Here is a 15659-nt window from a genome sequence, read left to right on the forward strand (position 1 = left end):
CACCGACCCTAGCCACGACCCAGGAGCCGGCGGTGCCAGCCCACGGCGCTGGCGTCGGTGAGCGAGGCGACCTGGTCGACGACCACCCGCAGCCGGGCCGCGTCGTCGGGCGCCGCCGCCCAGTCGTCGGCGAAGGCCCGCTCCAAGGCGTCGGGGCCGCGGTGGGCCACCAGCGCCACCAGCTCGGCCATCACCTCGCGCTGGCGCGCCATGACGGCGAGCCGGTCGTCGGTCTGCATCACGTAGTGCGCGGCCACGCCCTTGAGCACCGCGATCTCCAGCAGGGTCCGCTCGGGCAGCACCAGGTCGCCGCCGTGGCGCACGAGGGCGCCCGGCCCGGAGGCGAAGGTCGCCGCCTGCACCGCCCCGCAGAAGCGGCCGATCAGGTCGCTGGTGAGGTTCTTCAGCGCCGCCAGCGACCTCCGGCTCGCGTCGTACGGCGCGCTGGGCCAGCTCGCCTGCGCGACCAGCCCCGCGAGCACGTCGTCGAGCTCGTCGTCGTCGGCCTCGGGGAGGTACCACTCGCGCACCGTCTGCCACACCGCCGCGGTGTCGAGCGCGGTGAGCTCGATGCGCCCGACCACGATGCCGTCCTCCACGTCGTGCACGCTGTAGGCGACGTCGTCGGCGAGGTCCATCACCTGCGCCTCCACGCAGCGGCGCGGACCGTCGACACCGGCGCGCAGCCAGGCGAAGACCGGCGCGTCGTCGGCGTAGACCCCGAACTTCGGGTCGGCGGCTCCCCCCGGCCCGGCCCCGCGCGCCCACGGGTACTTGGTGCAGGCGTCGAGCGTGGCCCGGGTGAGGTTGAGGCCCACCGAGCGCCCCTCGGCGTCGGCCGACTTCGCCTCCAGCCGGGTCAGCAGCCGCAGGGTCTGGGCGTTGCCCTCGAAGCCGCCGCACTCGGCGGCGAGGTCGGCCAGCACCCGCTCGCCGTTGTGACCGAAGGGCGGGTGACCCAGGTCGTGGGCCAGCGCCGCGGTCTCGGCGATGTCGGGGTGGCAGCCCAGGGCGCGTGACAGGTCGCGGGCCACCTGGGCCACCTCGAGGGAGTGGGTGAGCCGGTTGCGCACGAAGTCGTCGGTCTCGGGACCCACCACCTGGGTCTTCGCCGCCAACCGGCGCGACGCCGCGGCGTGGACCACCCGGGCGCGGTCGCGCTCGAAGGGGGTCCGCTCGGGCGCGTCGACCCGCTTCGGCGGCTCGGCCACGACCCGCTCGCGCGCCGACGCGTCGTAGCGCTCGAGCAGGTCGTCGGAGTCGAGGAGCCGGGGCACCGGCCCGACTCTAGCGGCGCTCAGTAGGTCGTGACGTGGACGTGGTCGTAGTGGTTGGCCGTGACCGAGCCACGGTCCTCCATCGCCCGCCACCCCTCGGAGGCGCGGTCGACCGACCAGATCTGCTGGGAGTAGATGATGTAGTTGACGCCCAGCTCCTGGTAGTTGGCCTGGACGAAGTCGCGCACCTGGTAGCCGAGGTCGCCGGACACCATGATGTCGATCGCGATGCCCTGGGCGTGCTCGCCGTCGCTGCGGAAGGTGCCGTAGGTGGTGATCGTCGGGAAGGCCGCGCACACCGCCTCGTGGATCGCGGCGATGTTGGGGCTGACCCCGCTCGGCACCGACGTGCCGTTGGTGCAGGTGGCGGAGCCGACGCTGCGGGCGGAGGCGACGTCGCTGGCCTCCTCGGCCACCGGCTTGTCCTCGGAGAGGTAGCCGGCGGTGACCCAGCGGGCCGAGCCCTTGACGACGATCTCGACCCGGTCGCCGAGAGCGCGCCCGGTCACGAGGACCTTCTTCCCCTCGTCGAGCACACCGGTCTGGTCGGCCTGGCCGGTGGGACCGGTCCACAGGTTGAGGGGGGCGGTGCTCCAGCGGGGCTGGTCGGCGCCGGCCACCGCGGCGCGGACGGCGGCGGGCGTCATCATCCGCTCGGCCGCGGTGGGCTTGGAGAGCGTCAGGCCCCGCTCGACGCGGTAGGCCGCCGTGCGGTCGGCGTCGCGGGAGAGACCGCGGCCCTCGGCGAAGGCCTGGAGGGCGGCGACGTCGGTGGGCTGGACCGCCTCGGCGAGGTCGGAGGTGCCGGCCTGCTGCAGGGGCGCCGTGCCGGGGTCGGCGGTGGCGACGCCGAGGGCGACGACCGCGGAGGTGGCGAGGAGGGCGACGGGTCCGGCGACGAGGGCGGCGCGGGGACGCGGACGTCGGGTGGTGCTGCGGGCATTGGCGTCCCGCTTGTGGCGATGATCTGCCACAGCGCTGATCCTTTGCTGTTGCTGGCTCCTGCCGGGCGGTCGCCCGGCATGACGACGCCGTCCTGCGGTCGGCAGGGCGGCGGAGTTGTCGAGTGAAGCACAGGCGGACAGCAGGCGACCAACCGTCGCGGGTAAAAACTGACGTGTCACCGGTCACGACCGTGCCGACCCGGCCGCCACGACGCGACGCGGGAGACCCGCCGGATCAGCCGCCGGAGCCCGCGTCGGCGTCCTCGGCGACCGCGCACCCGGCCCCGTCGGCGTCGTCGAGCCAGCCCTCGGGCAGCACGACCCGGGCCCGCGGCGAGCCCTGGCGCCCCCGGGGCGTGCCGAGCTCGGCCACCGGGAAGGGCGCGTCGGGGTCGAGCTCGGCGAGCAGGCGGTCGAGCCCGTCGAGGGTCTCCACCAGGGCCAGCGCCCGCCGCAGGTCGCCACCCGCCGGGAACCCCTTGAGGTACCACGACACGTGCTTGCGGAACTCCTTGCAGCCGCGCTCCTCGCCCATGTGCTGGCACAGCAGCTCGGCGTGGCGGCGCATGACGTCGCGCACCTCGCCCAGGCGCGGCAGCGTCGCACGGAAGCCCTCGGCCGGCACGTCGCCGGCGAAGGCCGCGGCCAGGTCGCGGAAGAGCCACGGACGGCCCAGGCAGCCCCGCCCCACGACCACGCCGGCGGCGCCGGTGTGCTCGACCATGCGCAGCGCGTCGCCGGCCTCCCAGATGTCGCCATTGCCGAGCACCGGCAGGTCGACGTGGGCCACGAGCTCGCCGATGGCGTCCCAGTCGGCCTGCCCCGAGTAGGCCTGCGCCACGGTGCGCCCGTGCAGGGCGATCGCGGCGCAGCCGGACTCCTGGGCGATCCGGCCGGCGTCGAGGTAGGTGAGGTGGTCCTCGTCGATGCCCTTGCGGGTCTTCATCGTCACGGGCACGTCGTACGCCGAGGCGGCCCGCACCGCCTGCTCGAGGATCCGCGCGAGCAGGCCGCGCTTCCAGGGCAGCGCACCGCCGCCGCCCTTGCGGGTCACCTTCGGCACGGGGCAGCCGAAGTTGAGGTCGATGTGGGCCACGCCGTAGTCGGCGCAGAGGATCTCGGCGGCCCGCCCGACGTAGACGGGGTCGGTGCCGTAGAGCTGCACCGAGCGCGTGGTCTCCAGCTCGTCGAAGACGAGCATGTCGCGGGTGTGCTGGTCGCCCTCGACGAGGCCGCGGCTGGTGATCATCTCGCAGACGTAGAGCCCGGCGCCCTGCTCGGCGCACAGGCGGCGGTAGGCGGCGTTGGTGATGCCGGCCATGGGCGCGAGCACCACCGGGGTGTCGACCCGCAGCGACCCGAGGGTCAGCCCCGGGTGGGGGCGCGTCGGCTGGGCGGTCGTCGTCACCGGACCATTGTCCGCCGCGCCCGCCGAGCGCCCCAAATCAGCCGTTGCCGCCGTTGCCGCCGTTGCCGCCGCCCTGGCCGCCGCCGGCGGAGCCCTTGCCCCCGTTCCGGCCGGCCCCCTGGGCCTGGCCGCCGGCGGAGCCCTTGCCGACGGTCGTGACCGGCCCCGACCACGTGATCGGGTTGAAGTCCTCGGTGGGCCGGAAGCTCACCGCCTCCAGCGAGCCGCCGTCGGGCACGAGGTAGACCAGGCAGACCTTCTCCTCGTCGCCGTTGCGGAACTTCTTGGGCAGCGGCGTGCTCGGGCAGGGCGTGAAGGTGCTGACGAACGACGAGGACTCGACGAGCACGTCGGCGTCGTCGACGGCGTAGAGCGGCACCCGGCGTCCGCCGAGGTCGCTGTCGCCGACGTTGGCCACGGTGGCCTGCACGAAGTAGGGCGTGGCCGTGCGCACCTGCTTGGTCAGCTCCCAGCCCTGGAAGGACTTCTCGAACGTCGTCCGCTGGACCTTCTCGACGGTGATGTCGAGGACCCCGACGCTCTTCTGGTCGGGCTCGTAGGCCACGACGGCCTCGTCGCCCAGCGAGAGCGCCGAGCCCTGCCCGGTCAGCTCGACGTCGTCGGGCACGGGGAGGTAGGGCTCGCCCTCGACCGGGGCCGAGGTCTCCGCCGACGCGCTGGTGCTGGCGGAGGCGGAGGGGTCCGACGGCCCCGCCGTCTCGTCGGTCCCGCTGCACCCGGCGGCGGCCAGGGCGAGCACGGGCAGGACCGCGAGGGCGGCCAGGCGGGGGCGGCGGAGCAGCGGACGAGCGGTCATCGGGTCATTGTGCACAGCAGGCGGCTCAGCAACCGACGAAACGCTGGGCGAAGTAGGCCGTGATGCCGTCGAGGCTGATGCGCTCCTGCGACATCGAGTCGCGCTCGCGCACGGTGACCGCGCCGTCCTCGAGGGTGTCGAAGTCGACGGTCACGCAGTAGGGCGTGCCGATCTCGTCCTGGCGGCGGTAGCGCCGGCCGATGGCGCCGGAGTCGTCGAAGTCGACGTTCCAGTTGCGGCGCAGCTCCGTGGCCAGGTCCTTGGCCTTCGGCGAGAGGTCGGCGTTGCGGCTCAGCGGCAGCACGGCCACCTTGACCGGGGCCAGGCGCGGGTCGAGGCGCAGCACCGTGCGCTTGTCGACGCCGCCCTTGGTGTTGGGGGCCTCGTCCTCGACGTAGGCGTCGACCAGGAAGGTCATCAGGCTGCGCGAGAGCCCGGCCGCGGGCTCGATGACGTAGGGCGTGTAGCGCTCGCCGGCGGCCTGGTCGAAGTACGACAGGTCCTGGCCGGAGTGCTTGGCGTGGGTGGAGAGGTCGAAGTCGGTGCGGTTGGCGATGCCCTCGAGCTCGCCCCACTCCGAGCCCGCGAAGCGGAAGCGGTACTCGATGTCGACGGTGCGCTTGGAGTAGTGGCTCAGCTTCTCCTGCGCGTGCTCGTAGTGGCGCAGGTTGTCGGGGTCGATGCCCAGGTCGACGTACCACTGCGTGCGGGCGTCGATCCAGTACTGGTGCCACTCCTCGTCCTCGCCGGGCTTGACGAAGAACTCCATCTCCATCTGCTCGAACTCGCGGGTGCGGAAGATGAAGTTGCCGGGGGTGATCTCGTTGCGGAAGCTCTTGCCGATCTGGGCGATGCCGAAGGGCGGCTTCATGCGCTGGCTGGTCACGACGTTGGCGAAGTTGAGGAAGATGCCCTGGGCGGTCTCGGGGCGCAGGTAGTGCAGGCCCGACTCGTCCTCGATGACGCCGAGGTAGGTCTTGAGCAGCCCGGAGTACTGGCGCGGCTCGGTCCAGGCGCCGCGGGTGCCGCAGTTGGGGCAGGCCAGGGTGGCGATGTCGACCGTGTCGGGGTCGTCGATGCCCTTCTTCTCGGCGTACTGCTCCTGGAGGTGGTCGGCGCGGTAGCGCTTGTGGCACGACTGGCACTCGGTCAGCGGGTCGCTGAAGGTGTCGACGTGCCCGCTGGCCTCCCAGGTCTGGCGGGGCAGGATCACGCTGGAGTCGAGGCCGACCATGTCGTCGCGCATCTGCACCATGGACTTCCACCACTGGCGCTTGATGTTGTCCTTGAGCTCCACGCCCAGCGGGCCGTAGTCCCACGCCGACCGGGTGCCGCCGTAGATCTCACCGCAGGGGTAGACGAAACCCCTCCGCTTGGCGAGGGAGACGACGTTGTCGACGGTTGACGGGGGCGGCTTGGCCACGGGTGCTCCTGCTCTCACGGACCGGCTGGCTGCCGGTCCTCGACGAAGCGCTCAGCCTAGCGATCGGGTCCGCTCGACATTGAGGTCGGTCCCGGGCTCGACGACCTCGTAGGCGCTCGGCTCGTCGAGGGCGCGGTAGAGCACCGGCACGGCGTACAGCTTCACGTCGTACGACGACAGCGCGCGGCGGTAGGCGCCGACGTTCTCCCACCGCGTGGTCAGCACCCACAGCCCGGGGTCGTCGACGTTGCGGCCGATCGTCGCGCCGACGTGGCCGGGTCGCGCCGCGAGGGCGTCGCGGGCGATCTCGAGCGCGACGCGGAAGGAGCCCTGCTCCTCGGGGGCGACGCGGAAGCGGTTGACGACGATCACACCCCGACCCTAGGCCAGCCCCGGCCGACGATTTTGACAATCGTTCTCAGCGGGTCGAGAATCGTTCTCATGACTTCGCGTGCCACCCGAGCCACCCGCCCCGTCCGACAGCGGCTGCTCGCCCCCGCGGTCGCCGGCGTCGCCGCCCTCGCGCTGAGCTCGTGCGCCGCCTTCTCCGACGACACCGGCACCGCCTCCGACGACGGCGACGTCACGGTCGCCGCCGCCTTCTACCCGCTGCAGTTCGTCGCCCAGCGCGTGGCCGGCGACCGCACCGAGGTCGCCAACCTCACCAAGCCCGGTGGCGAGCCCCACGACCTCGAGCTGAGCGTCGGCCAGACCGCCGAGGTGGCCGGCGCCGACCTGGTCGTCTACGAGGCCGACTTCCAGCCGGCCGTGGACGCCGCCGTCGAGCAGAACGCCGAGGGCGCCACGCTCGACGCCGCCGAGGTGGTCGGACTCGAGCCCTTCGCCGACGAGCACTCCGACGAGGCCCACTCCGAGGAGGAGCACTCCGAGGAGGAGCACGCGGACGACGCCCACTCCGAGGAGGAGCACGCGGAGGAGGAGCACGACCACGGCGACCTCGACCCCCACTTCTGGCTCGACCCGGTGCGTCTGGCCGACCTCGGTGACGCCGTCGCCGAACAGCTCGCCGAGATCGACCCCGACGGCGCGCAGACCTACACCGCCAACGCCGCGACCCTGCGCGAGGACCTCGAGAGCCTCGACGGCGAGCTGTCCGAGGGCCTGGCCGACTGCGAGCGCTCGACCATCGTGGTCTCCCACGACGCCTTCGGCTACCTCGGCAAGTACGGCATCGAGGTCGAGCCCATCGCCGGGCTCTCCCCCGACGCCGAGCCCACGCCGGCCGACCTGGCCCGCCTGCAGCAGATCATCGACGAGGACGGCATCACCACGGTCTTCTCCGAGCGCCTGGTCTCCCCCGCCCTCAGCGAGTCGCTGGCCCGCGACAAGGGCATCGAGACCGCGGTGCTCGACCCGGTGGAGGGCCTGAGTGACGAGACCGCCGACGAGGACTACCTTTCCCTGATGCGTGAGAACCTCGCGGCCCTCCGGACCGCCAACGGGTGCCGGTGACCCCCACGAGCCCGGCCGCACCGACGCCAGCGCCCGAGCCCGGGGCCGACCACACGGTCGGCCCCGGGCTCGAGGCCGTGGTGCGACTCGTCGACGGCGCCGTGGCCATCGCCGGTCGCCCGGTGCTGCGCGGCATCGACCTGACGGTGTCGCGCGGCGACTTCGTGGCGCTCATGGGCGCCAACGGCTCCGGCAAGTCCACCCTGGTGCGGGCGCTGACCGGCCTGCGACCGCTGACGACCGGCAGCCTGGAGCTCTTCGGCCACCGGTTGGAGCACTTCGACGAGTGGCGCCGCGTCGGCTTCGTGCCGCAGCGCACCGGCGCCGCCTCGGGCGTGCCGGCGTCGGTGTGGGAGGTGGTGGCCTCCGGGCGACTCACCCGCCGCCGCCTGCTGCGTCCCCTCGGGCGCGCCGACCGCCGCGCCGTCGCCGACGCGCTCGAGGTGGTCGGCCTGGCCGACCGGGCGCGCGACGGCGTCTCGCAGCTCTCCGGCGGCCAGCAGCAGCGCGTGCTCATCGCGCGGGCGCTGGCCGGCGAGCCGGAGCTGTTCTTCCTCGACGAGCCCACGGCCGGGGTGGACCTGCCCAACCAGCACGCCCTCGCCGCGTCGCTGGCGCGCCTGAAGGAGCGCGGCGCCACCGTCGTGCTCGTCGCCCACGAGCTGGGCCCGCTGGCCCCCCTGGTCGACCGGGCGGTGGTGATGCGCGACGGGCGCGTCGTCTACGACGGCACCCCCCTGGCCGACCACGAGGTGCACCAGCCCTGGCTGGGCGAGGCCCACTCCCACCACCACGCCACGCACCGTGACCGCGCCCGTCACGACCACGCGCCCCACGTCGCCTCACCGCTCGGGACCCACCCGGAGGAGCACCACCGATGAGCACCCTCGAGCTGTTCTCGCTGCCCTTCATGCAGCGCGCCCTCATCGCCGCGGTCTTCGTCGGGCTCGCCGCCCCGGTCGTCGGCACCTACCTGGTGCAGCGGCGCCTGGCCCTCATGGGCGACGGCCTGGGCCACGTCGCCGTCACCGGGGTCGCTCTCGGCCTGCTCACCGGCACGTCCCCGACCTGGACGGCCGTGGTGGTCGCGGTGCTCGGCGCGGTGCTGATCGAGGTGATCCGCGAGCGCGGCCACACCAACGGCGACGTCGCGCTCGCCCTGCTCTTCTACGGCGGCCTCGCGGGCGGGGTGCTGCTGACCGGGCTCGGCGGCCAGAGCGCCTCGCGGCTCCAGACCTTCCTGTTCGGCTCGATCACCACGATCTCCGTGGCCGACGTGGTCACGACGATGGTGCTGGCCGCCGTCGTCGTGATCCTCGGTGTCGGTCTCTCCCCGCAGCTCTTCGCGGTGGCCCAGGACCAGGAGTTCGCCCGCGTGGCGGGCCTCAACGTCCGGGCCTACAACCTGCTGGTGGCGGTGATGGCCGCGGTGAGCGTCACGGTGGCCATGCGCACGGTCGGCCTGCTGCTCGTCTCGGCGCTCATGGTGGTGCCGGTGGCCACCTCCCAGCAGCTCACCCGCTCCTTCCGCACCACCCTGGTCGCGGCCATGGCCCTCGGCACCGTCGCGTCGCTGGGCGGGCTGGTGATCTCGGCGCTGGTGCCGGCCGGCACCTCGGTCTCCCCCGGGCCGACCATCGTGCTGCTCGCCCTGGCCGGCTTCGTGGCCACCTGGCCGGTGGGGGTGTGGCTGCGCCACCGCGAGCAGCTGCGGGCGCCCTTCCCGGTGGACCCCGACGCCCCCGACGGCGCGGTGGCGCCCCTGTGCCCCGAGGTCGTGCCCGGGCCCGCCGACCACCGCCACGACGAGGAGCACGTCGACCACGACCACGGGCCCGACTGCGGGCACGTCGCCGTGCCCCACGGCGACCACGTCGACTACGTTCACGACGGACACCGCCACGCGCCGCACGGGAGGCACTATGACGAGCACTGAGCCCCATGACGAGCACTGAGCCGCCGACGACGGACCGCGCCGACCAGCAGACCGCTCAGCAGACCGACCAGGAGCCCGCCGCGAAGCCCGCGCTGCGCCCGACCCGCCAGCGTCGTGCCGTGAGCGAGGCGATGGCCTCCTTCGAGGACTTCCGCTCCGCGCAGGAGATCCACGAGCTGCTGCGCAACCGCGGCGAGGCGGTCGGCCTGGCCACCGTCTACCGCACGCTGCAGCGCCTGGCCGACGCCGGCGAGATCGACATGCTGCGCAGCGAGGACGGCGAGGCGATCTACCGCGCCTGCTCGACCACCCACCACCACCACCTGGTGTGCCGCTCCTGCGGACGCACCGTCGAGGTGGAGGGCCCCGCCGTCGAGCGCTGGACCAGCGCGATCGCCGCCGAGCACGGCTACGGCGAGGTCAGCCACACCCTGGAGATCTTCGGCACGTGTCCGGCCTGCCGCTAGACCCCGCGCCCGTCGAGGCGCCGCGCACCCCGCTCCAGGTCGTCGTCATGGGCGTCTCGGCGACGGGGAAGTCGACGGTGGCCCGCGGTCTCGCCGACGACCTGGGCTGGCCGATGGTGGAGGGCGACGACCTCCACCCCGAGGCCAACATCGCCAAGATGGAGGCCGGTGAGCCCCTGACCGACACCGACCGCGAGCCGTGGCTGGACCGCATCGCCGTGGCCCTGCGCAGCGACGTCGAGGCCGGTCGGCCCGGCGTGGTGACCTGCTCCGCGCTCAAGCGGTCCTACCGCGACCGGCTGCGCGCCGGCGCGCCCGACGTGTTCTTCGTGCACCTCCACACCGACCCGGCGGTGCTGCGGGAGCGGATGGCGCGCCGCGAGCGGCACTTCATGCCCACCTCGCTGCTCGACAGCCAGCTGGAGACCCTGGAGCCGCTCGACGCCGACGAGCAGGGCGCCGTGGTCGACGTCGCCCCACCGGTCGAGGAGGTCGTGGCCGAGGCCGCCCGTGTCGTGCGGGCGCGGCTGTCGTCGCCCTGAGCCCGCGCTAGCCCTCGGTCGGGTTCGGCAGCGCCCCGCCGTACCTGCGGTCGCGCGAGGCGTAGATCTCGATGGCCCGCCACAGGGCGCGGCGGTCGACGTCGGGCCACAGGACGTCGGTGAAGACCATCTCGGCGTAGGCGGCCTGCCAGAGCATGAAGTTGGACAGCCGCTGCTCCCCGGAGGTGCGCCACACCAGGTCGGCGTCGGAGAGCTCGGGCACGTAGAGGTGGCGGGCGAAGGTCTTCTCGGTGATCCGCTCGGGGTCGAGGCGTCCTGCGGCGACCTCACGGGCGATGGAGCGGGCGGTGTCGGCCAGCTCCGCGCGTCCGCCGTAGTTGACGCACATGGTCAGCGTCAGCACGTCGTTGTCGCGGGTCAGCTCCTCGGCGACCTGCAGCTCCTTGACCACCGAGCGCCACAGCCGCGGGGTGCGACCGGCCCACCGCACCCGCACGCCCAGCTCGTGCATCTCGTCGCGCCGGCGACGGATCACGTCACGGTTGAAGCCCATCAGGAACTTCACCTCGTCGGGCGAGCGTGACCAGTTCTCGGTGGAGAAGGCGTAGGCCGACACCGCCTTGACGCCGATCTCGATCGCGCCCTCGACCACGTCGAAGAGCGAGGACTCCCCCGCCTCGTGGCCCCGGGTGCGGGGCAGGCCGCGCTCCTTGGCCCAGCGCCCGTTGCCGTCCATGACCACCGCGACGTGGCGGGGCACCAGCTCGCGGGGCACGGCGGGGGGCCGGGCGCCCGAGGGGTGCGGGGTCGGGGGACGGACGTCGCGCTTCACGCAGCAGACCCTAGGACCCGCGGGCCCGGGCACCGGTCCCGGCTCACCGCTCGACGTGCTCCATCGAGCGCAGCCCGCGCTCGAGGTGCCAGTGCAGGTACGCCGCGACCAGGCCGCTGGCCTCCTTGCGGGTGCGGGCGTCGGCGGCGGCGACGGCCGGCCAGTCACCGGCGAGCAGCGAGCCGAGCAGCTCGAGCGTGGCCGGCGCGGGGCTGGCCGACCCGGGCACCCGGCAGGTCGCGCAGAGCACCCCGCCCATCGCGTGGTTGAACCAGCGGTGCGGGCCCTCGACGCCGCAGCGGGCGCAGTGGTGGAAGGACGGGGCGTAGCCGGCCACCGACAGCGAGCGCAGCAGGTAGGAGTCGAGCACCTGCCCGGGCCCCCGGTCGCCCGAGACCATCGCGCGCAGCCCGCCCACGAGCAGCAGGAACTGCTGCAGCGAGGGCTCGCGCTCCTCGGTGGCCAGCCGCTCGGCGGTCTCGAGCATGACGGTGCCGGCGGTGTAGCGCTCGTAGTCCAGCCCCACACCCGCGGCGAAGGGGTCGAGGGTCTCGGCCTGGGTGATCGTGTCGAGGTTGCGCCCCTCGGCGAGCTGGAGGTCGACGTGGGTGAAGGGCTCCAGCCGCGAGCCGAACTTGGAGGTGGTGCGCCGCACGCCCTTCGCCACCGCGCGGACCCGGCCGTGGTGGCGGGTCAGCAGGGTGATGATGCGGTCGGCCTCCCCCAGCTTGTGGGTGCGCAGGACGATCGCCTCGTCGCGGTAGAGGGGCACGCCCCCCATTGTGCCCGCCCCGGGGTCGCCCGGCGCTCAGGCGCCCGGGCGCGGGCGGGTGCGGCGCGAGGCGCGGGGGCTGCGCCAGCAGGCGGTCGCGAAGTCGGCCGCCGCCCGGTCGAGCCGGGCGGGGGCGACGCGCCACTCCAGGATGCTGCGGGCCCGCACGAAGGTGGCGTTGGGCATCTCCTCGGCCAGCATCGCCGCGTCGGCGGCCGGGTGGATCGGGTCGGCGGGGTGGCCCACCACGAGCGCCGGCGCCTGGATGGCGCGCCGCTGCCGGGAGGAGGGCGCCACGCGGCCGAAGAACAGCCCGTGCACCACGGCGGCGACGCTGTCGGCGCGCTGGTCGAGGGTGTCGAGCACGATCCCGACCCAGAAGGGCACCAGGCCGCGCGGCACGGGGCGGGTCAGTCGCCGGACCCCGTTGACGGTGAAGGGCAGGAAGCGGGCGGCGAAGAGCACCGGGGCGAAGGCCAGGATGCCGGCCTCGACGGCGTTGTCGAGCACGGGCATCTCGAGGATCAGGCCGCGCACCCGGTCGGGGGCCTCCACCGCGACCTCGAGCGAGACGTTGGCCCCCAGCGACGTGCCTCCGACGACCGCCTGCGGCGCGCCGAGGTGGTCGAGCAGCGCCACGACCTGCTCGGCGAAGGCGGTCATGGAGTAGGCCAGCGGGTCGGCGGGCCGGTCGGAGCGGCCGTGGCCGAGCAGGTCGACGGTGACGACGTGGAGGCCCTCGGCGGCCAGCGCGCGCGCCAGCGGCTGCTGCATGCGCCGGGGCATGAGCTGGCCGTGGATCAGCACGACCCACGAGTCGCCGCCGCCGTACTCGGTGTACTCGAGGCGGTCGCGGCCCGACTCGCCCTCGAGGAAGAACTGACCGATCCGCTCGGAGACCAACATGGCGCGAATGTACTGCGAGCGGCTCCGGCACCGGGGAGAATGCCCGCCATGAGCGAGCACGGCGGTCGACCCCTGACCCTGAGGGCGTCGGTCCTGCTGCTCGTGGCGACCTACGCCGCAGCGGTCGGGGCGGTCGAGCTCGCCCCCGCCGACCGCCCGGTGGCGTCCTGGTGGCCGGCCGCCGGCATCGCGGTCGTGCTGGTCGCCTGCGCCCGTCCGGGCCGGCTGGCCGTGCCGCTGACGGTGGCCGCGCTCGTGGTGGTGACCGCGGCGGCCAACGTCACCGGGGGCCGTCCCCTCGACGTCGCCACCGCCTTCGGCGCCGCCAACGCCGCCGAGGCCCTCGTCGCGGGCCTCGTGCTGCGCCTGGGACGGGGCCGGGCGGGCGGGCCCCCCGGGCTCGCGGGCGCCGACGACTTCGTGCGGCTGGTGCTCGCCGCCCTGGCCGGCGGGGCCACGGTGGCGGCGGGTGCCGCCCTCACGGTGGCCACGCTGGTGCCGGGCGGGTCCCCGGGCGAGGCCGCGGTCTCGGTGCTCGCCGCCCACGCCGCCTCGACCCTGGTGATCGCCCCGATCGCGCTCGCGGCGACGACGCGTCGCCGTCCGCGGGGGCGCAGCGAGGAGCTGGCGGTGCACGTGGCGGCCCTGCTGGTCGCCACGCTGGTCGTCTTCTCCCCCGCCCAGTCGCTCCCGCTGGCCTTCGTGCCCTTCGTGCTGCTGGCCTGGGCCGGCCTGCGCTTCGACCTCCGCACGGTCACCGTGGAGCTGGCCGGCTTCGCGGTGCTGACGACCTACGTCACCGACCTCGGGTGGGGGCCGCTCGGCAACGCCGCCGACGCGGCCGCGCTCGGTGGCCTCGCCGCGGCGACGCTCGCCCAGGGCTACCTCGTCTGCGCGGTGCTCATCACCGTGCCCCTGGCCATCGTGGTCGCCCAGCGCGCCGAGCTCCTCGAGCGGATCCGCTCCGACGGCCTGCTCTTCCGGCGCAACTTCACCGAGTCGCTGCTCGGCCAGGTGCTGCTGCGCGCCGAGGGCGCCGACCTGGTCGTCGTCGACATCAACGACGCCGCCGCGGCCGTGCTCGGCGCGGGCCGCGAGAGCCTGCTCGGTCGTGACCTGGGCGGGCTGCTGGTCACGCCTCAGTCGTTGCCCGACCTCGTCGTGGGGCTGAGCACCGGGCGCATCCGCAGCTGGCAGTCCACCGTGGGGGTGACCGGTCGCGAGGGAGCGCGCGTCGACGTGGCCCTGGCGGTGATCGACCGCGAGCTCGACGGGGGGCTGGTCTACTCCGCCCAGCTGCTCGACGTCTCCCGCGAGCACAGCGCCCGACGCCAGCTCGAGGCCGCGCAGAAGCTCACCAGCGCCACCCTCGACACCACCGACGCGCTCATCCTGGTCACCGACCTCAGCGGCCGCGTGGTGCGCGTCAACGCGGCCACCACGCGGGCCACCGGCTACGGCGAGACCGAGCTGATCGGCCGCCTCGTCGGGGAGACCGGCCTGGCCCCCGACAGCGGCGACCTCGACGCCCTCTTCGTGTGGCCCAACCGCTCCGGTGCCCCGGTGGTCCGCGAGGGCGAGGCCCTGACCCGCAGCGGCGAGCGGCGCCGCATCGTGTGGAGCAGCAACGTCGTGCGCGACGAGCACGGCTTCCCGGCCTTCGGGGTGATGACCGGCATCGACGTCACCACCGAGCGCGCCAGTGCGGGGCTGGTCAGCCACCTCATGCAGGCCCCGATCGGCACCGCCCTGCTGGGCCTGAGCCCCGAGGGCTGCATCGAGGTGGTCAACACCGGCGCCGTGCAGCTGCTGGGCCACCAGCCCCACGAGGTGGTCGGTCGCCGCTTCGTGGACCTGCTCGACCGCGAGCAGCTGCTGGCCCGCACCGGCGCCACCGACCTGCGGGCCGCCTTCGCCGCCCTGGTGGCGGAGGCCGGTGGCGGGGAGACCCGCGCCCGCGAGTGGACCTTCGTCGGGGGCGACGGCAGTCCCCGGGTGATCTCGGTGACCCTGAGCGCGACCGACCCCTCGCTGTCGACCGGCGTCGGCTACCTCTGCGTGGGGCGCGACGTCACGCAGCAGCGCCGCAGCCAGGACATGCTGGCCGCGGCGCTCGACAAGGAGCGCACGGCCGTCGAGCGGCTGCGCGCCCTCGACGAGGCCAAGACCGAGTTCGTCTCCACCGTGTCCCACGAGCTGCGCACCCCCATCACCAGCATCGTCGGCTTCACCGAGATGCTGCAGGACGGCTCCGTCGTCGAGCCGCTGCCCGAGCAGCTGCGCCTCTTCGAGACCATCGCGCGCAACGGCGAGCGCCTCATCGCCCTGTGCAACGACCTGCTCATGCTCAGCGGCCTCGACAGCGACGACGTGACCTGGCGCAGCGAGGAGGTCGACCTGGCCGCCTGCCTGGGCCTGGTCGAGGACTCCGTGCAACCGCTGCTGGCCGGGCGCGACCTCACGGTCACCTTCGAGACCCCGACGGGTCCGCTGCACGTGCTGGGCGACCGCCCGCAGCTCGAGCGGGTGATGGTCAACCTCGTCAGCAACGCGATGAAGTTCACCGAGGACGGCGGTGTCGTGCGCGCCCGGCTCGCCCAGGAGGGCGACGAGGCGGTGCTCAGCGTCACCGACACCGGTCTCGGGATCCCGCTCGACGAGCAGGAGGACCTCTTCAAGCGCTTCTTCCGCAGCTCCACCGCCCACACCGAGGCGATCCAGGGCACGGGCCTGGGCCTGGCCATCGTGGCCGCGATCGTCGAGGCCCACGGCGGTCGGATCCGGGTGCGCTCGGCCCACCTGGAGGGCGCCACCTTCACGGTGCGGCTGCCGCTGCTGCACAGCGGTGGCCCGGGCCGCCCCGTGGGCGACCCGGGCCACCGGCCGGTGCCGGCCTGACTC

Annotated in this window: 15 protein-coding genes; 6 read left to right on the top strand and 9 right to left on the bottom strand. The window is 74.0% G+C overall.

The features are described 5' to 3' along the window. Positions 1 to 8 precede the first annotated feature (8 nt). The 6 genes from M3673_RS09770 to M3673_RS09795 form a co-directional block, all read right to left on the bottom strand. Positions 9 to 1277 (bottom strand): deoxyguanosinetriphosphate triphosphohydrolase, encoded by a 1269-nt coding sequence (locus M3673_RS09770; RefSeq protein WP_251533295.1) that lies wholly within the window; start codon positions 1275 to 1277, stop codon positions 9 to 11. A gap of 20 nt (positions 1278 to 1297) precedes the next feature. Continuing rightward, positions 1298 to 2251 (bottom strand): hypothetical protein, encoded by a 954-nt coding sequence (locus M3673_RS09775; RefSeq protein ID WP_251533297.1) that lies wholly within the window; start codon positions 2249 to 2251, stop codon positions 1298 to 1300. A 205-nt stretch (positions 2252 to 2456) separates the two neighbouring features. Further along, the gene (dusB, locus tag M3673_RS09780) at positions 2457 to 3629 is read right to left on the bottom strand and encodes a tRNA dihydrouridine synthase DusB (RefSeq protein ID WP_308196125.1); all 1173 of its coding nucleotides are present in this window, start codon (positions 3627 to 3629) and stop codon (positions 2457 to 2459) included. Positions 3630 to 3666: 37 nt separating this feature from the next. Further along, the gene (locus tag M3673_RS09785) at positions 3667 to 4446 is read right to left on the bottom strand and encodes a hypothetical protein (protein ID WP_251533299.1); all 780 of its coding nucleotides are present in this window, start codon (positions 4444 to 4446) and stop codon (positions 3667 to 3669) included. Between the two features lie 25 nt (positions 4447 to 4471). Beyond that, positions 4472 to 5869, bottom strand: a complete 1398-nt coding sequence (locus M3673_RS09790; RefSeq protein WP_251533301.1) for a glycine--tRNA ligase — start codon at positions 5867 to 5869, stop codon at positions 4472 to 4474. A 51-nt stretch (positions 5870 to 5920) separates the two neighbouring features. Further along, positions 5921 to 6241 carry an antibiotic biosynthesis monooxygenase family protein gene (locus M3673_RS09795; protein ID WP_251533303.1) on the bottom strand — a complete coding sequence of 107 codons (321 nt, stop codon included), beginning with the start codon at positions 6239 to 6241 and terminating at the stop codon, positions 5921 to 5923. 69 nt (positions 6242 to 6310) lie between these two features. On the opposite strand from M3673_RS09795, the gene M3673_RS09800 reads away from it, so the two are divergent. The 5 genes from M3673_RS09800 to M3673_RS09820 are packed head-to-tail and all read left to right on the top strand — an operon-like array spanning position 6311 to position 10287. Beyond that, complete coding sequence (locus M3673_RS09800; RefSeq protein WP_251533306.1) at positions 6311 to 7342, top strand: metal ABC transporter substrate-binding protein; 1032 nt, start codon at positions 6311 to 6313, stop codon at positions 7340 to 7342. Next, on the top strand, positions 7339 to 8223 hold the full coding sequence (locus tag M3673_RS09805) for a metal ABC transporter ATP-binding protein (RefSeq protein WP_251533313.1): 885 nt from the start codon (positions 7339 to 7341) through the stop codon (positions 8221 to 8223). Before M3673_RS09800 ends, M3673_RS09805 begins: the two co-directional genes overlap by 4 nt. Next, on the top strand, positions 8220 to 9278 hold the full coding sequence (locus M3673_RS09810; RefSeq protein WP_193661021.1) for a metal ABC transporter permease: 1059 nt from the start codon (positions 8220 to 8222) through the stop codon (positions 9276 to 9278). Before M3673_RS09805 ends, M3673_RS09810 begins: the two co-directional genes overlap by 4 nt. A 5-nt stretch (positions 9279 to 9283) precedes the next feature. Beyond that, positions 9284 to 9745 (top strand): Fur family transcriptional regulator, encoded by a 462-nt coding sequence (locus M3673_RS09815; RefSeq protein ID WP_285839313.1) that lies wholly within the window; start codon positions 9284 to 9286, stop codon positions 9743 to 9745. Continuing rightward, positions 9727 to 10287: a gluconokinase gene (locus M3673_RS09820; RefSeq protein ID WP_235558730.1), complete on the top strand. Its 561-nt coding sequence runs from the start codon at positions 9727 to 9729 to the stop codon at positions 10285 to 10287. Before M3673_RS09815 ends, M3673_RS09820 begins: the two co-directional genes overlap by 19 nt. Positions 10288 to 10294: 7 nt before the next feature. Here M3673_RS09820 and M3673_RS09825 read toward each other — a convergent pair whose 3' ends face one another. Genes M3673_RS09825 through M3673_RS09835 form a run of 3 tightly spaced genes read right to left on the bottom strand, consistent with a single transcriptional unit; the run spans position 10295 to position 12758 of the window. Beyond that, positions 10295 to 11080 carry an isoprenyl transferase gene (locus tag M3673_RS09825; RefSeq protein ID WP_193661023.1) on the bottom strand — a complete coding sequence of 262 codons (786 nt, stop codon included), beginning with the start codon at positions 11078 to 11080 and terminating at the stop codon, positions 10295 to 10297. Positions 11081 to 11123: 43 nt separating this feature from the next. Then, on the bottom strand, positions 11124 to 11852 hold the full coding sequence (gene recO / locus M3673_RS09830; protein ID WP_056864632.1) for a DNA repair protein RecO: 729 nt from the start codon (positions 11850 to 11852) through the stop codon (positions 11124 to 11126). Positions 11853 to 11888: 36 nt separating this feature from the next. Continuing rightward, on the bottom strand, positions 11889 to 12758 hold the full coding sequence (locus tag M3673_RS09835; protein ID WP_251533315.1) for an alpha/beta fold hydrolase: 870 nt from the start codon (positions 12756 to 12758) through the stop codon (positions 11889 to 11891). Positions 12759 to 12806: 48 nt separating this feature from the next. Here M3673_RS09835 and M3673_RS09840 point away from each other — a divergent pair, with 48 nt between their 5' ends. Continuing rightward, entirely contained in the window at positions 12807 to 15656 is a 2850-nt protein-coding gene (locus tag M3673_RS09840) for an ATP-binding protein (RefSeq protein WP_251533317.1), read from the top strand. Positions 15657 to 15659: the final 3 nt, after the last annotated feature.

The organism is Nocardioides sp. P86, from assembly GCF_023712465.1.
Classification (GTDB): Bacteria; Actinomycetota; Actinomycetes; order Propionibacteriales; family Nocardioidaceae; genus Nocardioides; species Nocardioides kribbensis.